The 23,174-nt window shown below is 51.3% G+C and carries 18 protein-coding genes and 1 pseudogene; 9 read left to right on the top strand and 10 right to left on the bottom strand.

The genetic code is table 11. The annotated features are described in order from the left end of the window. Positions 1-230: 230 nt before the first annotated feature. From ACI48K_RS01205 to ACI48K_RS01215, 3 genes are all read right to left on the bottom strand, one after another. On the bottom strand, positions 231-3,452 hold the full coding sequence (locus tag ACI48K_RS01205) for a cellobiose phosphorylase (RefSeq protein ID WP_475025732.1): 3,222 nt from the start codon (positions 3,450-3,452) through the stop codon (positions 231-233). A 33-nt stretch (positions 3,453-3,485) separates the two neighbouring features. Then, entirely contained in the window at positions 3,486-4,823 is a 1,338-nt protein-coding gene (locus ACI48K_RS01210; protein WP_475025733.1) for a glycoside hydrolase family 30 protein, read from the bottom strand. A gap of 101 nt (positions 4,824-4,924) precedes the next feature. After that, a complete protein-coding gene (locus ACI48K_RS01215) occupies positions 4,925-5,932 on the bottom strand; it encodes a LacI family DNA-binding transcriptional regulator (RefSeq protein WP_475025734.1) in 1,008 nt (335 codons plus the stop codon). 189 nt (positions 5,933-6,121) lie between these two features. Between ACI48K_RS01215 and ACI48K_RS01220 the strand changes: the two genes are divergently transcribed. After that, positions 6,122-6,445 carry a hypothetical protein gene (locus ACI48K_RS01220; RefSeq protein ID WP_475025735.1) on the top strand — a complete coding sequence of 108 codons (324 nt, stop codon included), beginning with the start codon at positions 6,122-6,124 and terminating at the stop codon, positions 6,443-6,445. 90 nt (positions 6,446-6,535) lie between these two features. On the opposite strand, the gene ACI48K_RS01225 is transcribed toward ACI48K_RS01220, so the two are convergent. Both ACI48K_RS01225 and ACI48K_RS01230 read right to left on the bottom strand, forming a co-directional pair. Beyond that, positions 6,536-8,524, bottom strand: a complete 1,989-nt coding sequence (locus ACI48K_RS01225; RefSeq protein ID WP_475025736.1) for a methyl-accepting chemotaxis protein — start codon at positions 8,522-8,524, stop codon at positions 6,536-6,538. A gap of 127 nt (positions 8,525-8,651) precedes the next feature. Beyond that, on the bottom strand, positions 8,652-9,728 hold the full coding sequence (locus ACI48K_RS01230) for a GGDEF domain-containing protein (RefSeq protein ID WP_475025737.1): 1,077 nt from the start codon (positions 9,726-9,728) through the stop codon (positions 8,652-8,654). Between the two features lie 232 nt (positions 9,729-9,960). Between ACI48K_RS01230 and ACI48K_RS01235 the strand changes: the two genes are divergently transcribed. Then, a complete protein-coding gene (locus ACI48K_RS01235) occupies positions 9,961-10,719 on the top strand; it encodes a threonine/serine exporter family protein (protein WP_475025738.1) in 759 nt (252 codons plus the stop codon). A gap of 24 nt (positions 10,720-10,743) precedes the next feature. After that, a complete protein-coding gene (locus tag ACI48K_RS01240; RefSeq protein ID WP_475025739.1) occupies positions 10,744-11,190 on the top strand; it encodes a threonine/serine exporter family protein in 447 nt (148 codons plus the stop codon). A 6-nt stretch (positions 11,191-11,196) separates the two neighbouring features. Here the strand turns inward: ACI48K_RS01240 and ACI48K_RS01245 are convergent, their stop codons facing one another. After that, positions 11,197-12,072, bottom strand: a complete 876-nt coding sequence (locus ACI48K_RS01245) for a GNAT family N-acetyltransferase (protein ID WP_475025740.1) — start codon at positions 12,070-12,072, stop codon at positions 11,197-11,199. 165 nt (positions 12,073-12,237) lie between these two features. Between ACI48K_RS01245 and ACI48K_RS01250 the strand changes: the two genes are divergently transcribed. After that, positions 12,238-13,161: an AEC family transporter gene (locus ACI48K_RS01250; protein ID WP_475025741.1), complete on the top strand. Its 924-nt coding sequence runs from the start codon at positions 12,238-12,240 to the stop codon at positions 13,159-13,161. A 97-nt stretch (positions 13,162-13,258) separates the two neighbouring features. Here the strand turns inward: ACI48K_RS01250 and ACI48K_RS01255 are convergent, their stop codons facing one another. The 4 genes from ACI48K_RS01255 to ACI48K_RS01270 form a co-directional block, all read right to left on the bottom strand. Continuing rightward, entirely contained in the window at positions 13,259-13,432 is a 174-nt protein-coding gene (locus ACI48K_RS01255; RefSeq protein ID WP_475025742.1) for a hypothetical protein, read from the bottom strand. A gap of 200 nt (positions 13,433-13,632) precedes the next feature. Continuing rightward, positions 13,633-14,958, bottom strand: coding sequence for an extracellular solute-binding protein (locus tag ACI48K_RS01260; RefSeq protein WP_475025743.1), 1,326 nt, complete (start codon positions 14,956-14,958; stop codon positions 13,633-13,635). 101 nt (positions 14,959-15,059) lie between these two features. Then, entirely contained in the window at positions 15,060-15,884 is an 825-nt protein-coding gene (locus ACI48K_RS01265) for a response regulator transcription factor (protein WP_475025744.1), read from the bottom strand. After that, a complete protein-coding gene (locus ACI48K_RS01270; protein WP_475025745.1) occupies positions 15,881-17,638 on the bottom strand; it encodes a cache domain-containing sensor histidine kinase in 1,758 nt (585 codons plus the stop codon). Before ACI48K_RS01270 ends, ACI48K_RS01265 begins: the two co-directional genes overlap by 4 nt. 178 nt (positions 17,639-17,816) lie before the next feature. Here ACI48K_RS01270 and ACI48K_RS01275 point away from each other — a divergent pair, with 178 nt between their 5' ends. The 5 genes and pseudogenes from ACI48K_RS01275 (at position 17,817) to ACI48K_RS01295 (ending at position 23,110) form a co-directional block, all read left to right on the top strand. Continuing rightward, the gene (locus tag ACI48K_RS01275) at positions 17,817-18,536 is read left to right on the top strand and encodes an HAD family hydrolase (RefSeq protein ID WP_475025746.1); all 720 of its coding nucleotides are present in this window, start codon (positions 17,817-17,819) and stop codon (positions 18,534-18,536) included. A gap of 477 nt (positions 18,537-19,013) precedes the next feature. Next, positions 19,014-19,343 (top strand): annotated as a pseudogene (locus ACI48K_RS01280) (transposase); the annotation flags it as partial. 64 nt (positions 19,344-19,407) lie between these two features. Continuing rightward, positions 19,408-20,904 carry a spore germination protein gene (locus ACI48K_RS01285; protein ID WP_475025747.1) on the top strand — a complete coding sequence of 499 codons (1,497 nt, stop codon included), beginning with the start codon at positions 19,408-19,410 and terminating at the stop codon, positions 20,902-20,904. A 9-nt stretch (positions 20,905-20,913) separates the two neighbouring features. Further along, positions 20,914-21,996 (top strand): GerAB/ArcD/ProY family transporter, encoded by a 1,083-nt coding sequence (locus ACI48K_RS01290; protein WP_475025748.1) that lies wholly within the window; start codon positions 20,914-20,916, stop codon positions 21,994-21,996. Beyond that, positions 21,989-23,110: a Ger(x)C family spore germination protein gene (locus ACI48K_RS01295; protein ID WP_475025749.1), complete on the top strand. Its 1,122-nt coding sequence runs from the start codon at positions 21,989-21,991 to the stop codon at positions 23,108-23,110. The genes ACI48K_RS01290 and ACI48K_RS01295 overlap by 8 nt, the downstream gene beginning before the upstream one ends. Positions 23,111-23,174: the final 64 nt, after the last annotated feature.

Genomic DNA, 23,174 nt, shown 5'->3' on the forward strand with positions numbered 1-23,174 from the left:
TCTGCCTATAATTTAAAGAGTTACCTGATTAAAATTCGCTACAACTTTGCAAAAAACCTTCAATATCTGGTAATATAGATAAATTTTTTTATGTTTTATGGATTTGTGCCACCTGCTATTGTAACGTTATGTTCCTTTTTTGGCTATGTCAGGTTTTAAAAAAGGGCCATCCTTAGATGCCGAATTTCGGCAAAGGACAGCCCCAATACGAAATGATGTCTTTCGGCTCGTTACGCCAGTTCGACGGCGATGCTCCGAACCTTGCCGCTGCGGACTTCTTCCGCGAGCTCTCCGGCAATGACGGAATCGTTGATCGTCACCGTCGTTCCATCCTGCTTCAACACCCGAATCTGTTTGGCGACGGCTTTGTTAATCCCGTAAGTATTGACTTTATGCGGGTTATGGTACGTGACCTCCGTCGTTCCGAGGAACCGGAAACGCACCTCTCCCCGATCATCAAACAACCATCCCGGCAAAATAGGACGGAGCGCCAACTGCAGCTCGTTGTTCTCGACGCGGAAAACATGCTTTCCGGCCATCATCGTCACCCACATGCTGAGGAACTCCGCGGTCGAACCGCTCAGCCGCGCCACGAATCCGCGGCCATGCGTTTGCGGGTCCGGGTTAACGCCGGTGGCGATGAACGACGAGTTCTCCAGCGTGCTGCGGCCGTAAACCGCTGGGTCCAGGAACGGAATCAGCGAAGCCTGAATCTCCGCGAAAAACTCATCCGTAAGCCCGGCTTTCAGCAGCGCAAGCAAATACTTGTAGCTCATATGCAGGAAAACGGATTCCCGTTCCAGCCACCCCGGCGTAAAGGCGCGAATCCGGCCGATTTCATGAGACTCCTCGTTTAAGCTGACCGAGGTTTTGTACATTTTGATTTTGTCGTCGAACAAGTCGCTGCGCCGGATCGTCTCGTAAGCTGCCTTCGCTTCCTCCGGATCCTCTACGGTTTTCATCCAGCGGGCAGGCCCTTCCAGGAAATGGGGCAGCGGACGGGCGGCAAACTTCTTAACGGTAACTTTTGGCAATCCGTAACCGCTGACAAGCGGCTCGCCCTGTTGGCCCAGAACAGGTTCGAATTCAATCGCGTCAAAAGCAAAATAGGTCGGCGTAAGGCCATTGCCCAGATGAATCGCCCGTTTGATGCCGCGGTCGATTTTATCCAGCATGCGTTCCCAAATTTCCGCCAGCCCGGAAAGCGAAAGGGTTCGTTCCGCCCCTTCGATGCCAAAGCGGATGCGATCCCGATACCGTTCACGCGCCGAAGCCACCTGATCCCAATAATCGAACTGATCCAACTCTCCGCCCAGATTGGTCTTCAGCAGCCCGCTTACTTCATCCAGCAGATCCGCGATCTCAACCGGAACAGAGACGCTCCGCTCCCCGGCTTCTTTCGACGCTTTCAGGATGAACTGCAGCACTCGCTTCAATTCAAAGGTTTCGCTCATACCGGATCCGAACAAGCCCGGAAGTCCGTTCATGGCATCGTTCCAGCCCGGCTTGTTGCCTTCCATCTCCACGCCCATGCCTTCGGGATCGAGAGTGGCGAACTTGTTCAGGGCAAGCGACAGCAGCTTCACGTACAAGTTGGTCCGGTACACTTCCCCGCTGCCGTGAGCGGTTTTGAGCCAATTCGTGCTTTTCAGAGTCAGCCCGAATTTCTGCATTTTCTCCTCGTCATGGACGAGCGCGCCGTATTGGCGGGCCTGATTTCCGCTCAGCACATACTTCTCGCTTCTCGGCAGTACTCTGGCCGGGCTATCGAAGAACGTATACTCGTTTTCATCGAAGAGCAGCCGGTTTTGGCGATCCGGGTAAATATCCAAATAGCTGTCGATCAAATCCATGTTGTAGGTCCAGTGATCCGACCAGTACCCCTCGTTAAAGGCGGCTTCGATATGCTGATCGGCTAAGGAAAGGATGCCGGTCAAAAGCTCCGGTTCGCCGACCTTTAAGCCCACTCCATGCTGGGCCACATAGGAAATCAATTTGCCCGGCGTGAATTTTCCAAGACAAAGCTTGGCAATCTCCTCCTTGCGGTCGGATACGGCGGAATCCAGCACTCCGGACAGCTGCGCCGCCCGGCTCTCCGGCACCCGGAAGCTGGTTCCTTCCACGCCGAGCGGATTGTATCCGTCCGCCTGAATCAGGCTGAAGAAGGTACGGATATTAAACGTTCCTACGCGCGGATTGAAATAGATATCGCTGCGCCGGTTTTGGTTGGCGTCGCGGAAGTTGCCGTTGCCCTGCGAATAATATTCCGGCGCAATGGAGAAAAAGTTGTAATCCCGTTCCAAATCGCCGTGTTTTCGCGAATACAGGTGGATAACGAACCCTTCCCGCCCATTTTCAAAAATAAACGGATATCCTCCCCGCAAAAAGTTATCCAAGTAGCTTTGCCGGCTGTATGCGTCGAACAAAGGCAGCGCCGTTTTGGTGGCGATGTCATCGGTCAGCTTCTCGGGAAGCCCGGCCGCTTCGGCGTATTTCCGCGCGATGTAGTCGGGACTTGCCAGCGAAGAGGCCTTGGCGTTCAGGCGCTCTACGCTGTCAATGTGTCCAATCAGCGTATACACGGTCGTGGTGTGACCCGGCGCGAGCTCTGCCGCCTTGGCGGTGAACCCGCACGGTACTTTGTTGGCGCAATACTGCGTCTTAGCCGTCAATTCATTCAGCGAATGAACGGCAAAGCGGTCGGGATACGCCAGCGACGTATTCTCGCCGAACACGATTTCGAAGTCGGCAATCGTCTTCAGCAGCTTGCCGTTCTCCCCGAAGGACAAGTAGAAGTGGCCATTTTTCACTTCGCTGACTTCCGCCTCGTCATGGGTGCTCGAACGCACGCGGTAATAAGGGATGTCATGCTCCAGGTTCTCGACTTCCATCCAGCTGCGCAGGAGGTTGCCAATTTCTTTATATCCGGCGTTCTCCACCCCGTAAGGCAAAATTTCCGGAAGCCCGTCAAGGATCTCCAGCTTGAGCGATTCGCTCCCGATATTCGTGATTTCCACTTTTCTTACAAGCGCGGCAAAATCGTCGTTCGGAATGTGAAAATAGGTGACCGTCGTTTGAAGGCCCTTCGCCTGATTCACTTCCTCAATGCCCACCTCGTTCGGCAGGATACGCATGCTTCGCTTGGCGGAGGGCTCAGGCCGGGCGCTTTGGAAAGGCTCATACACGCCCGGTTCCCTCTGAGTCTTAATAAATGTCCGGAAGCCCTTCATCCCAACCGACTGATACGTAATGCTGGCTGGGGAAAACTCCATGATCGGACTGTTCTTGTCGCGGATCCCGAAGCTGCACACCACCTGCCCGCGATTGACGTAAAACGTCCACATCGGGATTCCCTTTAATCCGGCCAGGCCCGGCAGAAAACTGGAGAATGGCTTTGCTTGATCATACTCTTGAATTACAAACGCATTTTCTTCAAAAGAGAACTTCGCCATTAGCTTCAAACCTCCGATAAGCCGAAAGATGAATTATTTAATGATATACGTTGCGATGGAATGGGCTTCGAGCGTATCGGAAACGGCTTCGCCGGCAAGCTCGAGGCTGAACGCATGATTCAGGTCGGTTTCGTTTTGTACCACAACGACAATGCTGCCGTCCGGATTGCGGAATGCGGTCGACAGCAAGCCTTCCGCTTGCACATCCAAACCGATGCGTACCGCGCCCGGAGCGACGTATTTGCTGAAATGTCCGATGTAGTAGTAAGAGCTGTTGTAATATACGGTATCGGCTACGGTATCGGCTATGATCGGAGCGTCGCACAGGTTGTTAACGTGGTTCGGGCCGCCGGTTTCGTCAAGCACAAGGTTCCAGTCGAGGTACCCTTCCGTCCAGTTATTGAAGTCGCCGATCATGTTGCGTCCATAACGTTCGCCGGTAAACCAGGCTCCGATCTTCACGCCTTCTTCCTGGCAGCCTTCCGTGAAGAGCAAATGCTTATCCGGGAACAAGTCGTGCACCTTGCCGACGTTTTCGAACTCTTCGCTGACATACCAGTGAAGCCCGGTTCCCCAAACGTATTTGGCCGCTTCCGGATCGGACAGAACCGCGCTGGCACGCTCCACGATGATGTCGCGGTTATGGTCCCAAATCAAAATTTTAACGTCTTCATAGCCTTCGCGATGCATCACAGGACCCAGATGATCACGGACAAAATCCCGTTCTTCTTCCCCGCTGTAAATGCAGGAATCCCAGGTTTGAACCGCTGCCGGTTCATTTTGTACGGTGATGGCCCAAATCGGCACGCCTTCCGAACGGTAAGCGTTGATAAATTTCGTGTAATAAAGCGCCCAAGTGTCGCGGTGTTCCGGTTTCAATTGACCGCCATGGTTCATTTCGCCGTTCGTCTTCATCCAAGCCGGAGGACTCCAAGGAGAAGCCAGCAGCTTAAGATCTTGCCCTGCGGCTTTAACGGCATCGTGTATCAGCGGAAGCACCCATTTGCGGTCACGGGAAATGTCGAACGTTTTGAGCTCCGTATCGTTCTCTTCTACGTAGGTGTAGTTCTCCAACGCAAAGTCGCAGCTGTGAATGTGCACGCGACCGATGTTGTAGCCAAGTCCATCCACCGGATCAAAATAACTGCGGATGACCTTTGCGCGTTTTTCAGGACTGATCCGCGACAGGGTGTATGCCGCCGCTTCCGTAAACGCTCCGCCGAAGCCGATCATCGTTTGGAAGGTTTGTTCCGGCGAGATGCGAATGCTCTTGCCGCTATTTTGCGAAGCTGTTTGAGATGTAAGTTCCCCTACAGGGGTTAAACGCTCTCCGGACGCCCGGGAAGTCAAAATTTTGTTCCATTTTGCCATGTTGATCCTCTCCTTAAAATAAGTGATGGTGAAATCGATTTCAAAAACAAGTTTCATTTTTCGAAACCGGTTTCGATTTTACCCAAAAGCCAATCTATATTTCATAGATGGCGGCAGGATTGCCGGGCGATCAAATCGACCGGGATCATTTCCGATCGAACTTCGCCGCTTCCGCTCTCTATCGTATAGATTAACATGTCGGCGGCTCTGCTGCCAAGTGCATATGTGTTCTGACGGATCGTCGTCAGCGCCGGAGTTAAAAATTTCGCCATTTCTATATCGTCGAATCCGACAATCGAAATGTCTTCGGGAACTTTGAGTCCTCGCTTCCTGATCGTAATCATCGCCCCGACAGCCAAATTATCCCCCGCCGAAACAATGGCCGTGGGCGGATGCTTCACAGACAACAGTTTCTCCGCCGCCATTCCTCCGCTGTCTATGGGATTATCGTAGCTCCCGTGAACGATATAATCCGGGCGGACCGGCAGTCCAAGCTTGTTCATGGCCTGCAAATACCCCTCCAGCCGTTTCTCGCCGGCAAACGTATTCCCGCCTCCGATATGGGCGATATCCCGGTGGCCCAGCTCGTACAAGTGCAGGGCGGCCCGCATGCTTCCCGCGATATTATCCGAATAAATAGTGCTGCTCTGATCCGATTCCCGGTCAAGGATAATGCATGGAAGATCGGCCGCCGCAAGCTCGATGAATTGGGGATCGCTGTCGTCCGGGGAGATGGCGACCACGCCGTCCACGCTGCGAATTTTGCAGTGCTCAAGATAGCTGCTTTTTTTCCCCCCGATATCTTTCGTGATAAACATCAGGTCGTAGCCCTTGGCCGTTGCCACCTTTTTGAAGCCCTCGATGACGCCGCCAAAATAGGGATGTAAAACCCCGGCTCCCGTCGGTTCACTGAACAGAACGCCAATCGTCCAAGAGCGTTTGGTCGTAAGTGTCCGCGCATGCGCGTTTGGCACGTATCCGAGCTGTTCGGCGGCATCCAAAATCTTGCGCCGAGTCTTCGGGCTTACATCCGGATAGCCGTTAAACACCTTGGAGACGGTTGTCGGCGAATAGCCGGTTAATTTGGCAATATCGTAGATCGTTGTCAATGTCATCCCCTCCTGAGGTTATTCCAATCGCCTGGGGTTCATGCAAATTGTAGACGCCGACCCGGAAGAAGTCAATGCCGTTTGATTGAATTGGCAGCGTTAATCCGAAGGCGTGCGATTGAATATCCGCTTTTTGGGAAAACTCCAAGTTAGGCGTGACAACCCGATAATAAGGAGCTGAATGGAGCAATGCCCGAAGATGATGAAATCAAAACCTCTGCGGATTTCGAATTTGAAAGATACGAGCTGCTCCGAGAATACCGCCCTGAGAACGATATTCCCGGGGACGATTTGCTCCCGCATGATACGGCCGTCGCGCAAGGCATCAGTGAAAGGAATGATCGTATGGACATGGATATGAAGGAATCCGCGCAGCCGGAAGAACTGCAGGATGTCCCGGATGCGGACGAAATTCAGGAGGATTCCCCCGTGGATCCCGCTGCCCCGGATCCGGACGCTATTGATATGATGCATGGGACGGATTTGTTAAACGGCTACGACGGAGAAGAATAATTCGGCTTTACGGCAATATAAGGCGCTGCTCCCTGCCGGTCAATCCGGTTGACGGAAACAGCGCCTTATGTTTTTTATTGGGTGGCTATTTTAAGCTTGATCCTTATGAACTTTGAATCGGCCTACCAGTTTCTGAAGCTGCTCGGCCATTTTGCTAAGGTCTGCGGAAGAAGATGCGATCTCTTCCACGGAAGCCAACTGCTCTTCCGCTGCCGCGGAAATGGTCTGCGTATTTCCGGCTGCATCCTCGGAAAGGCCGCGGATATGCTTAATAGACTCTTCTACGACACCCGCCTCCTGAGCGGCCTCCTTCATGGTTGCCGCCGCTCTGTCCGCAATTTCGGCCGCGCCAACGACGGATTCGCGAATGGAGCCAAACGACTTGCCGGATTGATCCACAACGATGATGCCCTCGGTCACTTTCCCCTTCACATCTTCCATAGTGCCCGAAGCAAGCTTCATTTCCTCTTGAATTTGTCCGATCATTTCTTTGATCCGATTCGCGGATTCCCCGGAACCCTCGGCAAGCTTCCGAACCTCGGCGGCAACAACCGCAAAGCCTTTTCCTTCTTCGCCCGCACGCGCCGCTTCAATGGATGCGTTCAGCGCGAGCAGGTTCGTTTGCTGCGCGATGCCCGACATTACGCCGACGATATTCCCGATATGCTCCGCCCGTTCGTTCAGCGTATGGATCACTTCGGAGAGTTCTTCGACGGAAACGTGAATACCGCGGATATTTTGCTCTACCCCGCTCACCAGTTCCGCCCCTTGATTGGCGGAATCCGCCGCGTCCGACATCGTTTGCTTCATTTGCTCCATATGTCCGGCGATGAAGTCAACTTTGCGGGTCATGGCATCCACGCTGTTCATGCCGCCTTCCACGCTTTGCAGTTGACGCTCGCTGCCGACGGCGACCTCCTGAATCGCTACCGTCACATGTTCAATCGCTTTGGTCGTTTGTTCCGCGCCGGCCGACAATTCCTCCGCCGAGGCGGATACGTTTTCGGTCATTTCTCCAACGCCCAGAACCATGGCTCGGAGGTTGTCCACCATAAGCTGGAAGTTGGCGGCAAGCTCTCCGATTTCATCATTGCGGAATTGATCCAGACGCTCCGTCAGATCGCCCTCTCCGAGAACCGTGGTGGCACGCTTCAAACGGCGCAGAGGAGTTACTACCGAACGTACATTCATGTACACGATAACGGACGCAGCCAGCAGAGAGACTATCACAACAATGATCGCCGTATTCCGGATTCCTTCGGTTTCCTTGGCGACTTCGCTTTCGCTGATTGTCCCGCCGATTCTCCAACCGGTCAGTTCATTTTTCTGAAAAGCCATCTTGAATGCTTCGCCTTGGGACTTATAGTCGAAAGTTCCTTTGTCGCCCTCAAACATCGGCTTCACAAATTCCTCTTTGGACTCTTCGCCGATTTTGCCGGTCGGATGCACCAAAAGCTTCTTGCTGGCATCCAAAATCAAAATATAGCCGTCTTCTCCGACTTTCATATTGGTCATTTTGGACACGCCGGACAGATCCAGATCAATTGCGATAACGCCTTGTCCGTCCGGAAGCATCTTCGAAATCGACACTACCGGGTTTCCGTCAATGGAGACGTACACCGGAGAAATCACGGCTTTATCCGGCTGCTTCTCGGCAAGCGTATACCAGTCTCTTACCCGCGGATCAAAGCCGTCGGGAATTTCCTCATCGGCACCGAGCAAAATTTTACCTGTGCTTGTTCCTACATATAAATTGATGACATCCTTATGTATCGCCAAGTACTGCTGGAATTTCTCTTTAACGGCGCTCCCCCCATTGGCGAGCTCCTGATTGACGCTGTCCGAAGTCGTATTCGAACCATAGTATTCCATATCGACAATTTTATTTTCGATGCTCTGAGTGACGATCGAATCGGCCGAATTCACGCTTTCGTCCGCGCTGGCCATCAGCTCATTCTCTACCTGACTGCTGGCTTTCGAATATGTAATTCCGGCAATAATCAAACTTGGAACCAGCAGAACGATCAAATAAGAAATGATCATCCGTTTTCGGATCGTTAACGACAGTTTTTTTCCCATACGGCTTCACCCTATCTCCTTATATATTTATGAGAAATAATTATATTATTATTGTCGACTACTGTCGAACCATGTTTATACACAGAAGTAGCAGAATGGGCAGGGAAATCTTACTATTTTCGCACACTTAAGATAGGGCTCTGCATACCAGGTTCCTTCCGCCCTCTTTGGCCTGATAAAGAGCTTGATCCGCCTTATCGATCAGCTCATCCTGACCGATATCGGGATAGGTTGCGCTGCCTGCCGATATCGTAAGCTTCAGCAAGGCTCCGCTCGGAAGAATAAATTCGTGGTTCTCCACATCTCTTCTGAGCCGCTCGGCAATTTTAAGAATTTTTTCCTTATCGCAATGATCCACGATGATGACGAACTCTTCTCCGCCTTTGCGGACAATGTGGTCTCCCGGACGGAACGTATCCCTGAGCAGATCGGCAAACTGAAGCAGCACCGCATCGCCGGCCGGGTGGCCGTAAGAATCGTTGACCTGTTTAAAGTGATCGATGTCCACCATGAGCAGCGTAAAAGGAACGTTGTCTCGGTCCGAGGACGCGATTTTCCGCTCCATCATCACTTCAAACGCTCTGGTATTGTACAGGCTGGTCAAAAAATCCCGATTAGCCGCTTCAATCATCGATCGGATCGAGTCGTCCGATTTCCATAAATAATGCAGCATGGAGAACGTAAAAATACCGCCCACGATATACAACACGCTGTAAAGACCGATGGTTTGCCAGCGGCTCTCCTCAAGCAGGATCGAATACTTTAACATCGAGACCAGAACGGACAATGCCAAAGCAAGCGTCCATCTTTGCAGGGACAGCTTCCGTCCGCGAAGCAAGATCATGGCGATGATAAATGTCGCAATGACATGAAAGACGCCCAGTTCGGATCCGAGTCCCAAATCCTGGATAAAATACAAGCGGAATACGGCAATAATTATGGTGGACACCGCCCCGGACAATCCTCCGCCAAGATACACGGAAACCAGAATCGGCAGCTGACGGAAATCGGCAGCTACATACGGATTGATGGGAAACGAATAATACATCAAGGCAAGGCCGAGCAACCCAAGCGCCAGCCCTATGATCATCCGAGGGCCGGTTTTTTGCATTTCAAAGTTGGTCAGATATTTACTCTTGAGCATATAGCCAAAAAATATAAACGTCGTCAGGAGTGTAAAATTGTTGATCAAGCTTTGGAACATAAAGGATGACCTCGCAATGTATGTAAGACTGTTTGGGTTCTATTCGTCAACAGTGTTAGCATATCACATAATAGGAAATACGGTTGTGATTTTATGCTAATTTTCGATTATTTTCGACATTTTTCGCATTCCCCTGAGAGCAATATATCGTTTATCCCGGTTGACCGGGTTCTTCACCTCTTTATCCCATGCTATAATGGGCTTGAACAAGCATTGAAAGGGTGGCAAACGGATGGGAAACGAGGCTGCGGTCGGTGCACAGGAGCCTACTCAGGTGTGCCTTTTGGCAGGAAAAATTATGCTGCAGAGCGGGGCGGAAACATACCGCGTCGAGGATACCATGAACCGGATGGCCCGGGCGCTGGGATTAGTAGCTTCGCAGAGCTACGTAACACCGACGGGGATTGTCTTCCAGTCCGGAGAGATGATGTCGGCCAAGCTGATTCGGATTGACACCCGGACGACCGATTTGGAAAAGGTGTCGACCGTCAACGATATTTCCCGGAAGCTGGCGGACGGACATTTGAGCGCTTCCGAAGCTCATGCTTTGCTAATCGAAATTGAGGAAGCCAAGCACGCTTACCCGCTTGCCCTTCAAATCCTTGCCGCAGCGATTGCCAGCGGCTGCTTCACTATGATGTTCCGGGGCGGGTTGTCCGATTTTGTTCCGGGGATCGTTTCCGGAGGAGCCGGCTTCGCGGCGCTGCTGTTGTTCCAACGTTTGGTCAAAGTGAAATTTTTTGCGGAATTCACCGCTTCTTTTATAGTCGGCCTATTGGCTGCCCTGCTCGTCTCCGCCGGTATCGGCACGGAAATGGACAAAATTATTATCGGCTCGGTGATGCCGCTTGTGCCGGGTCTCTTGATCACCAACGCGGTCAGGGATTTGATGGCCGGCCATCTTGTGTCGGGGTTATCCCGGGGCGCCGAGGCCTTTCTGACCGCCTTCGCCATCGGAGCCGGCATTGCAGTTGTATTTACGTTGTTCTGATTCCAAGGAAGGAGAAGAAACTCCATGATACTTACATTTCAACTGGTTATCAGCTTTATCGCTTCGGCGGCTTTCGGCATTTTGTTCAACGCCCCGAAGCGCACCTTGCTGCAGTGCGGAATCTCAGGCATGGTCGGCTGGGCAGCTTATTGCTTGCTGGACCTGAAATATGATCTCATTTTTTCTACGGTTGCTGCGACGTTTCTTGTTGGCGTCATCAGCCAGCTGTTCGCAAGGTTTTGCAAGAAACCCGTGATCATTTTCAGCGTCTCGGGCATTATTCCGCTTGTGCCCGGCGGTTTGGCATATGACGCCATGCGCAACTTCGTGGAAAACGAGTATAATCAGGCGCTGCAGCTCGCGGCCCAGTCTCTTCTCATTTCAGGCTCGATTGCGATCGGACTCGTATTGTCGGAGGTGCTCAATCAATTGCTGCTGCAGTATCCTCTGCGTTCCCTTACCCGCAAATAAAATCGTTTATCCGGCAAACGGCCCCTTCATCCAAAAGGTATTGACGAAGGCATTGGCAAACCCGGCTTTCAGCATGTTGTTATGGCTGACGGAACCGAATTCCACGTCGGCGTAAATTCTCACCAGTCCCAGCGTCCGTGCGATCTCAATCCGGTGCCGGATCAGGGCGGACTGGCAGCCCATTCCTCTGAACCCCGGAAACGTGAAGTCGTTGGCGGCATATCCTTCGTCCCCGCGGATAAACAACGAGCAAATCGCCGCAGGTTGGCCTTCGCGGTAAGCGACAAAGTTGCGGAAATCGGGACGGTAAAAATAAGAGCTTTTGCGCTCAATGATCTCGTCGTTATAATTCATGCCCCCATGAGAACGGGCAATTAGCCCAATGTACTCAAGGGCGTTATCCCGCGTCACCTCCACGATCCGAAACCGGTCCGCGCCAGGCTCCTCCCTGTTGGCGCGTATGGCTCTGAAGGCAATATCCATGCCGCTCCCTATTTCCATTTGCAGAAAACCAAGCTGCAGCCCGGGAATGTACCCTTGGGCCGACAACGCCCGGGCAACGTCTGAGGTTTGACGGTCCGGCGTCATGTCAAAGCAGGGCACAATAAGCTCGGCTTCATACTTTCGCAGCATTTCTTCCAGACGCTCCAGATCGTCCGGACCAAATCCCACGATCCGGTTATAATATTCGGAGTTCGGCGATCCGGCATCCATAAGCAATATCGTTTCGCCGAGCCTGGTAACGGTCAACTTTGTATTCAGCATGTTCAGCGACCGCAGGGCATTAAAAGCGGTCAACTCAACTTCAAGGGCGGTAATGCGCTCCAATCCCGCCACTACCCGGTTTACCGGCCGGCCCGGTTTGCTCCCGCTTCTCTCCATCTGCTCCAAAACTCCTTCAAGTTATCTCTTTTCTATATCTAACGTCACCACTATTGTAACAAAGCTATTAAAGTCTTCGTCAACCAAGCGCGGCGGACATGGTATAATAAACTGCGGACTGCCGGTCGGCAGACGCAGCTTAGTCAAAAGGAAGTGACACCACGAATGATCGTCGACATTTTGCTTGATGTCGTTCTGCCGATTTTTGTGCTGATCGGACTGGGAGCCCTGATGCAGCGGGCATTCCGACTCGATTTGTACACGCTCGCCAAAATCAATTTCTATTATGTAACGCCTGCGGTCGTTTTCATGAGCATGTACCACTCGGAGATGTCGCCCGAGCTGCTCGGAAACGTGACCTTATTTTATGTCCTGTACATACTGCTGCTATATGGCGTCAGCACGATCGTCGGCCATCGGATGAAATTCAGCCGCGGCATGAAAGCGGCCTTCACCAACAGCCTCATTCTGGACAACTCTGGGAATTACGGACTGCCGGTCAATCAACTCGCTTTTAAAGGCGATCCTTTGGCCGCTTCCATGCAAGCGCTGATCATGACCTTTCAAAGCCTTGTTACCTTCACCTACGGCGTGATGTCCGTGCAGCGGGCCAAATCCGGGGGCACGCTCAAGGCCGCACTGATCGGATTTCTGAAAATGCCTGTTCCGTATGCGCTGATCCTCGGCATGAGTTTTCATGTGCTGCATTTGCCGCTGCCCTTATTTTTATCCAAACCGCTCGGCTATATCGCCGATTCCATGGTCAGCATCGCCTTGCTTACCTTGGGGGCGCAAATCGTCAAATACCCGCTTCGCCTTGACCGGCTTGATGTTTATGTCAGTGTGATTCTTCGTCTGCTGGCGGGTCCGGCCATCGGCTTCCTGCTGGTGCTGCTGCTTGGACTTAAAGGCATTCCCGCTCAAGCGCTGCTGATTGCTTCCGGCATGCCTACAGGCGTAAACAGCACGATTCTTGCCGAAGAATACGAAAACGAGCCGGATTTCGCTTCCCAGACCGTATTGATTTCCACGATGCTTAACATTATTACCATTACGGCGCTGATTTCTCTCGCGAAATATGTGGCCTGAACGATGCTAATGCGTCTTCATGAAAAAAAGACCGTCTGTTAGACCCCCTCCGGGCCTGTAAGACGATCTTTTTTTTGCGTGAACGGCTTTTGTTCTCCTACTCCGACTTGGTGTTCCGCTCATGCTCGTTCCGGTAAAGCTCCCGGATAAAGCGCTGCAGCAGCCGCTGATCCTGGGCTCCCAGCCCGTATTGATTTTCCCTTGCTATCATTTTGCCAATCCGCCGCTTCAACAGTTCGCTCCGATGTTCCAACGTTGCTCCGTCAGCCAACTTTCGCCCACTCCCCCGAATCTATTTATCTCTTTAAGTATAAAAGGTTCGGACCGGAGGGAAAAACCGGATACTTCCGGGCATAGACGGAGATAATGCGGTTATTTCCCCGGAGGGCGAAGCACCCCTTAAATCCGCATAGTTCCTCCCGCATGCTCCCGAATGCTGTATAACTTGCTATTATACCAGAGTTAATCTGCTCATTCGCCCTTCGCAAGAATCGCTTCATGCTGCTTTGCGAACTCTTCCGGCGTTACCGCTTTGCCGAACAGAGCTTGAATCATGTTCAAATGAACCTGCGCCGCATTGGGTTTCATTTGCACGTCGGCGAATAAGGTCAGATTGCTGGCGTTGTTCAATTCGTTAAGCAAGTCGATATACATTTGCGGAAGGTCCGAGGCAGAAGTATCCACTTTCGTTGCCGGGATAACTCCCGCTTCGTTCACGGAAACGGCTCCCCATTTGTTAATGAAATATTCGACGAATTTTTTGGCTTCGTCTTGAACCTTGGAGTTTTGTGCTATGAACAAACCTACCCCGGGACCGCCAACCCAACTGTTGATGTCTCCTTTGCCGCCTTCGACGGTCGGGAACTTAAAGAAACCGACGTTATCTTTGAAGCCTTGAGAAATGTCGGGGTTCGTCGTAAAGTTCGGCACTTCCCAGGTTCCCATCAGGTACATCGCCGCTTTGCCGTTCGTGAATTCGGATTTGCCTTCATCGTTGGACAAACCGTTGAAGCCTTTACTGAATGCGTTCATATCCACCAGTTTTTGCACTTCGGCCGCCGCCTGGATCAAGCTTGGATCTTCGAACGTCCCCGTACGGTTGATCGCGTTTTTCAGCGTTTCCGGTCCGCCGAGGCGGTCGGCCAAATACATATACCACAGGGAACCCGTCCAGCGGTCTTTGTTGCCGAGCGCAATTGGAGCCAAGCCGTGATCCGACAGCGTTCTTACGATGTGCAGAAATTGATCGTACGTCTGCGGAACTTCCAGATTAAATTCTTTGAACATTTCTTTATTGTAGTAGATAGGCGAAATGTTAAGCTCGATGGGCAGACCATAAGTTTTGCCGTCAATGGCATAAGCTTCGGTTGTACCCGGAACGAATTTTCCGTTCAGGCTTCCGCCGAGCAAATCGTCAAGCGGCGCAAACAGCCCGCCTTTTACGTAGGGTTCCAGAAATCCCGCAGCCCAAGTGACACCCACGTCGGGAAGTTCGTTGGAGGCGGACAGGATCTTGAGTTTATTTTTATATTGTTCGTTTTCCAGCACTTCCTGCTGGACCGTTACATTAGGATTTTCTTTTTGATAATCGGCGATGATTTCGTTGACCAGCTTGTTTTGCTGTACCGAACTTCCCGGAGGCCAAAGGTGCATGAATTTAATCGTGACTTTTTCCCCGGCTGCCGGGTTCACTTCGTTGTCCCCTGCGTTATTCGAATTTCCGCCGCCGCATCCTGCCAAAACAAGCAGCATTGAAAGCGCAGCCAGAAAACCTAAGGCTGACTTTTTCCTGGACATTGCTGCATCCCCCTATCTAAGTTGACGACTTTTTGTAACCGCTTTAATTCATTCTATCATCCGGGTTTGGGGTTTATAAGCTCACGCTCATTAGATAAAATTCAACGATTTTTGGGTCTTGGGGAAGCGGGATCATCCTCGTCGTCCTTAACTTGGCTTCTGTATTTGCTGGGGCTTGTTCCCTCAAACGTCTTGAATACTTTAATGAAATATTTGTCGCTTTGATAGCCGACCCTTTCCGCGATATCCGCAATGGATAACGTCGTCCGAAGCAGCAGCTCCTTGGCTCTAAGAATGCGAAGCCGGCTGATGTATTCGCTGAAGGTCATATCCGTCTGCTCTTTGAACAACACGCTGAAATAGCTCGGATTCAAATGGAGCTTGTCGGCAACCTGGCGCATCGTAATCGGCTCCTCCAAATGCTCGTCCAGATAGGCAAGAGCTTCGCGAATCGAAGCGTTGTACCGCGTGTCGGTTTCTTTCGTTTCCAGCAGCCGCTGGTCGACCAGTTTCTCCATCGTTTCGATCCGGTGCCGCCCATTCTCGACCTGCAGCGCCTGTTCAACCGCGTTGACCAGCTTATGCTTATCGACCGGCTTCAGCAAATAATTGACGACGCCAAGCTGCATGGCTCTTTGGGCATAATCGAATTCGGGATATCCCGAAATCACGATGGCTACCGGCTTGAATTGCTTGTTCCGCTGCTGCATTTCGATCAGCTCAAGGCCGCTGATTTCCGGCATGCGGATATCGGTAATCAGCAGATGAGCGACATGATTTTCGAGCCATTCCAGCGCTTCAATGCCGCTTTCCGCGGCCACAATCCGGTAACGCCCGGCAGACCATGCCTCCAGAGTTTTGGTAAAGCCCTGTCTCGTTCTTTGCTCATCTTCGACAATGAGAATGGTTTTGGAATGATGAATCATGCTCGTGTCTCTCCTTCATATTCGATCGGTATTTCAAAACTAACGATCGTTCCTTCACCCGGACGGCTGGCGACCTTAAGTCCTTGTTCCGGTCCCCCCGCGTGATCGAAGTAAAGTTTCAGACGCCGCTGAACATTGACAATGCCAACCCCGGTTCCTTTGGAAGAGATAGCCGGTCCTCCATCCATCGCCCGCTGCAAGGAGCGAAGCGTATCGTCATCCATGCCTGGCCCGTTGTCCTGAACGATGACCATAACGTAACCTTCCCGTTCCGAGTCCGTCACGCGGACCGTGACCATCCCCGAGCCGATTTTATTTTCCACCCCGTGCAGGATGGCATTTTCGACTAACGGCTGTATCAATAGTTTCGGTATTTTGACATGCCGGTAATTCGAAGCGTCGATGACCCAAGTCAGCCGTTCTCCGAGCCGAATTCCCATCAGTCGCAAATACCTCTCCACATGCTCCAATTCATCTTCGATCGTAACCCATTCATCTTGATTCGTGCTGCTGATACTATATCTGAACAGGCTCGACATGCCAACGACAAGGTTGGCCAATTCCTCTTCGCCTTTGTCCTCAAGCGACCAATAGAACGCTTCCAAAGTGTTGAACAGGAAATGCGGATTGATCTGCGCCTGAAGCGCCTTGAGTTCGGTGCGGCTCTGCAAAATTTCTTTTTCGTAAACCACGCGGATCAGCTCATTCATATTGTCGACCATCTGATTATACGAATTGTTCAGCTCATTGATCTCCATCGTATTGGAGAACATGGGATTAGACTTCAAAACGCCGAATCGCGCTCCACGCATAGCCTTGATCAATTTGAATATCGGCCTTGTAATCGTCGTCGACAACAAAAAAGACATGATCAGAAACAGTAGCGCTCCAATCAGCCCGGATACAAGCACTGCCGTACGCAGCACCGATATGCCGCTGGTTGCGTAGCTCACCGGCGTGAACGAAATCAGCGTCCACCCGGTTCGTTCGGAACTCTGCTTCACTTCGATGTACTCTTTCCCGCTGATGGATATGTTTTTTCCTTTGTTATTAAGCAGCTCGGGCAAATTCAGAACCCCGTTGAAATTCGTGGCGACCTGACGCTGATTGCCATCCACCAGCAGCATGTATTCTCCGCCGTTATTGCTCTGTTGCTCCTGAATTTGAAAATAACTCCGGTCGATACGGGCCATTAAATACCCGCCTGGGGAAAACCAGTGATCCATCAGACTGACGCGGCGCAAAGCAAGGACGGTGTTCGGATCCCTGGGATCGATGCCGATCCAGACAAGCGCCCCTCTGCCCTGATCGGCCTGAGAAATCCATTTGGAATCAACCGTATCGTTCAGACGGGTTTCATTAAGCGGAAACAGCCGCCGATAATCCGTGGTATACAATTCGAGGGATTTGATGCCGGTCAGATAAGATTGAAAATTGCCGAGAATCGAGAGAAGCGACTGGCGGCGGCTAAACGGCGTTTCTTTTCCCTCTACTTCGTTTGCCAGCATGCCCTGAACATATTCGTTCGTGACGATCTGAATCGTAAGGGAATTGATCTGCCCGATTAACGCATCAACCCGTCCGTTGGCCTGAAGAGCGGTCTGTCCGATATGTTTCTGTGCATTGTTCTCGAGCAGGGCCGATACGGTCGAATACGTAAGCACGCTCGCTATCGTCAGAACCAGCACCATCGCCAGCATAAATCCGACGAAAATTTGATTTCTTAAGGTGAACCATCTTCTGGATCTCTTCACGCTCGTTTCAATCACCTTTCCGAACCAATCTGCCATTCCTGATCAAAACGGCCTTTTTTTTCGCCGCCTCTATGATAACTATAGCCGATGCCGATATAATGTTCCATAGAGCAAGCGGCGAAACTGATACAGAAACTAAAAGAGACGCCGTTGCACCTGGAGGGAGATATAACTTACGATGAAAATTTCCGAATCAAAAAAAGCCGTCTTTTTTGATGTTGACGATACGCTTTACGATCATTTGCAGCCTTTTCAAAAAGCGCTGGAAGCGGTGTTGGGGGATCAGTCCGGCTTCCCTTATGAAGCAGCTTACCACCGGATGCGCTACTATAGCGATCACCTGTCCGCAGAGGCCGGAGGAACGCCAACGCATGGCCGGGAACTTGAAGAGATGCGGACCGGGCGTTTCGTGCGGTCTCTTGCCGAGTTTGGGATTTCGGTAAGTCACGAGCAAGCGGCTCGCCTCCAGGATGCTTATCTTGGCAGCCAGTTTGAAATCGAACCGTTTGCCGGAGCAACAGAGCTGATCCTTGAACTGAAAGAGCGCGGGCTTCTCGTCGGACTCATTACTAACGGCCCTCCCGATCACCAATGGAACAAGATCCGAGCCCTTGGCGTCGACCGCTTCATAGAGCCCGAACTTGTCTTTATTTCGGGCGCCGTCGGGATGACGAAGCCGGACCGGAGGTTGTTTGACCATGTCGCGGACCGGCTTGGACTGCCTCCGGAAGCCTGCTGCTACATCGGCGATTCCTGGCGGAACGATGTCGTCGGCGCGGCTGCGGCAGGCTGGCGGGTGCTGTGGTTCAATCACCGCGGAGTGGAGCCTGAATCGGAGCATCGCCCTCACGAACGGGCGGAAAGCTACGCCGGGCTGAAGAAGCTTCTTCTGGGCTAACCTTCCGCTCATGTCAACGGCGATGTCTCGAATAGCGGCATAAAATGGCCTTATTTTACTCCGAAGCCGCATTTTCCTGAAAATAGCGGTACAAAATGGTTTTATTTCCGGCAAAATGTCCAAAATCAAGGAAAAAAGGAACTCTTCTGAAGAAATAAGGCCATAAAACGGCGCTATTCATTCAGAATGAGGCCACTCCAGTGGATATAAGGCCATATAAAACCGCTATTTTAAGTGTCGGAGGGATCCGGCGTTTGGGGGACGTCGGTGACCAGATCAGATCATTTGTACCAACGCAAATCCTCGAAGTCTTTTTCGGTACCTGGCAACGATCTGGCAGAGTTTTTCTGCTCTGTTATTATGATAAGTTTTACAGGGTGTTCCAAAAACCATCTTAGATGACTTTTGGAACACCCTCTTCGTATTACTAGGCCAACCAGAGATTGCTGGGTTGGTCTTTTTTAATAACCGTCCTCACAGTTTCATCGTCCCATACAACTGGTGGCCTACGCCGGAATCGATCCAAGCGTCTTCAGTTCAGGAAAGTTTGTGACCACTCAGAATAAGTTCACGAAACGAGGCTCCAAACGACTGCGACGAGCGATGTATTTGGCGGTGACGTGTGGGCTTCGAGGAACACTGAGTCCCCGAATCAGAGAGTATTACGACAGAAAAAAGAGTGAAGGAAAGCCCCATAAAGTAGCCGTGATCGCTTGCGCCAACAAGTTACTCCATCACGTGTACGCTATGCTCAAGAAAGGGCAATCCTATACTCTTTACCGGATATGCTCTGGTTTTTTTTACTGATTCCAGCCTGCATAGTTTTATGGCAGATACGCACAATAGAACAAAATACTTCCAGGAGAAATCGATGATGTTCTTCCAAAATCTCGTCCGCTTTTTTTCTAACAATACTTCGCAAAATCAGCAAAGAGAACAAGACGTCTCCGAGCAGCAATCGGATACTCCGCTCTCCCTTGACGGCGTACTGCAAAAATTTGTGGAATGCGCGGATTTGACCCGGAGATCATTTCCGGGTTTAGAGACGGAATTGCTCTATTTTGGCCATTTGGTCGACACATCCATGTTCGAGCGCGACGTGCTGCGGCCGCTGGAAAATATCAGCCCGGAAGATCTGGGAAATCTGCTGGAGCAGTCCCAGTTCGAACCGGTTGACCAAACTCAATATGCCGTTAAAGGGATTTTAAGCGGCGCTATCGCTCTTTTTACTCCGCATGGCGTTTTTCTGGTTCAGGTCTACGGTCCACAGACGCGTCCCATCGAACAATCCCAGACAGAATCGGTCATGATCGGCCCCCATGACGCTTTCACCGAATCGATAGAAAGCAACCTTTCCCTGCTCCGCCGCAAAATCCGGAGCAATAAGCTGAAGGTTATTGAACTCATGGTCGGCGAAATTTTCAAATCAAGAGTTTGCGTAGTTTATATTGATGAGCTCGTCAATAAGGAATACGTCAAAAAAATGGTCGAACGGATCGAAGATATCGAATACAGCGGCATTTTTGACGGGTCCATGCTGGTGCAAATGATTGAAGAACATCCGAATGCGTTATTCCCGCAATTTCTGACCTCGGAACGTCCCGATCTGACCGTCTCCAAACTGAACGAGGGCCGGGTCGTTGCCATTATGGACCAAAGTCCGTCCATCATTATCGGCCCAACTTCGTTTTTCGAATTTTTTACGTCGCCGGACGACTACTACAGCCGCTGGGCGGTCGGCACGTTTCTGAGAGTTCTGCGGTATACCGCTTTTATCATTACCTTATCCCTGACTGCCCTGTATGTTTCCATTACGACATACCATTATGAGATGATCCCGCAAAATTTGCTGGCCTCTCTAACGGAATCGCGCAGCCATGTGCCGTTCCCTCCTATTTTCGAGGCCTTGATCATGGAGCTTACGCTTGAGCTGCTTCGCGAGGCGGGAGCCCGGCTTCCCTCCAAAATCGGGCAGACGATCGGGATCGTCGGCGGTATCGTGATCGGAACCGCTGCCGTCGACGCCGGCTTCACGAGCAACATTCTGATCATTTCCGTGGCGATGTCGGCGATCGCCTCATTCGTCATCCCCAGCTACACCATGAGCGGAGCGATTCGCTTGTTTCGCTTCGGACTCATTATTCTGGCCGGAACGCTGGGCAACTTCGGCTTTATCGCCGGACTCGCGATAATCATCATTCATATCTCGAAGCTGACCAGTCTGGGGGCTCCCTATACGATTCCGGCCGCCCCAATCAAACCGAGCGATTGGAAGGATATTTTTATCCGCGGCCCCTTCTGGATGATGGGCAAACGTCCGACTCAATCACGAACGACAAACGAGCAAAGCAATAAAATGAAGAAATAGGTGATCCTTTTGATCCAGGAAAAACTTCATCGCTTCCATATTGCCTTGCTGGTGTTCAACACGCAAAGCGGCGTCGTGCTGTTCACGCTTCCCAGGCTTCTGGCAACCCATTTCGGGACGAACGGATGGATTGTCGTCCTAATCATGTCCTTTCTTGTAGGGCTCAATATCACGCTGGTCTCCGCGGTATACCGTCTGGGAAACGGAACGTCCGTGTTTCAGATTCTGGAGTCCTCCCTGCCGAAAATTCTTTGCTACCCGCTGTATTTATTCATCGGATGCGTCTTTGCAATGATCGGATGCCTGGTCATCAAGCAGTACGTGCTTATCTATCAGATGCTGTTCTTTCAGGCCACTTCCGATCTGACACTAAAACTGGTCATCGATATCCTGCTGTTTCTTCTAGTCAGCAAAGGGATATATACCATTTCAAAAGCCAATACGTTTTTTGCCTTTATCCTGCTTCTTCAAGTTCCCCTTGCCGGGTTTTTCTTCACGGAATTCGATTTCGTCCGCCTCACTCCATTCCTGTTGCGGGGCGGTTCCGACATGGCTTGGGGCGCCCTCGATATATATGGAGCCTATATGGGTTACGAGCTCACTCTGTTTCTGTTCCCCTATGCGGAGAGAAACCGAAAATGGCTCAAATATATCCATCTCGGCAATGGCATCGTTACGTTCATTTATTTACTGGTCGCGCTGCTCTGTTATGGCGTTTTTAATGTGCAGGAGCTCACGCACCTACCTTTTCCTCTTCTCGAAATGGCCTCGTATATTCAGTTCCCGTTTATCGAACGAATGCAGAACCTCCTGTACAGCTTTTTTTTACTGTCGGTTCTGCAAACGGGGGGCATGTATTATTGGTCCAGCCAGACGGTTTTTGCCCGGATTCTCCCTCAAGTTCCTTGGAGAGTAATGCTGTTCATTACGATGGTCATAACGATCAGCGTCTCTTTGATCCCCAAGTCGCTCGCCGCCGTCGAAGCCTGGTTCCGACCTTTAACCTTCGCCCAGCTGTGCTTTTCGGTGGGGTTTCCGCTGCTGCTCATCCTGCTGTTATTGATCCAGAAAGGAAGGAAAGCGCATGGCTAACAGAAGAAAATGTCTTGCCTTTTTAGGCCTGCTTTTGTTCCTCAGCGGTTGTAACCAGGACGAGCGGATTTTAGAGCGGGTCGGGTATATCGAATCAACCGCTACAGACCTTACCCAGGATGGCAAGCTGAAGATAACCTTCAGCGTCCCGCTGGTCACGATGTATACGCGGGATGAAAGACCGCTTGACGAGCTTTTGGTCGCGACCACCGAAAGCCCCAAAGAAGCACGGCAGGAGTTGTCACTCAGAACCAGCCGAGTCCTCGTCAGCGGCCAGCTTCGCACGCTCATGTACGGAATGGATTTGGCCAGACAGGGGCTGCGCAAGCATATGGACACCATTTTGCGCGATCCGTCGATCTCCAAGAGAACCTCGGTTATCATCGTGGACGGCGATGCGGGCGAGCTACTGAGCCAAGAATTCCCCCGGCATACCAAAACGAGCAGATACATCGATAGTCTGCTGAAAAAAGAGTACGACAGGCAGAGCTACCCCAGAATCATGGTTCATCAGTTCTTTCGCGATTATTTCGACGACAGCTTGGATCCGATCGCCACCGTGATCAAATCAACCGGAAAGGATGTCACCATCAGTGGAATCGCGCTGTTTCGCAAGGATAAATATATCACCCAAATTCCTTGGAAAGACTCGTTCATTTTCAATTTGCTCTACACGGATTTAAGCGAAGGAGAGTTCTCGATCGCGTCGGGCGACTATCCCGCCCTGCAGACTTTGTCTTTAAACACGGTAAGTAGCAAAGGAAAAATCAAGGTGTCCAAAACAGATGAAGGGAAATATGCGGCAGACATGCATATCAAGGTGGTCGGCAGCGTTGTGGAATACTTGGGCGAGATGCGTTTAAGCACTGCCTCCGAAAGACATGAGGTGGAGAAACAAGTCGGTCAATATATCACTCAAGAAGGCGAGCGAATGATTGCAATGCTCCAAAAAAACAATGTCGACAGCCTTGGCCTGGGCAGTCACGTCCGCAACAAAATGAGCTATGCCGAGTGGAAACAAACGGATTGGCATGATATGTACCGAAATATGCCCATCCATGTACACTGCACGTTCAAAATCAAAAATTTCGGAAACTACTACGACGGCAAGTGACGATATAACAAAAAAGGAGGAGCTTCGCTCCTCTTTTCGCTTTCCATGTATTGGTTTGGTGCCG

Source organism: Paenibacillus terrisolis, assembly GCF_056171975.1.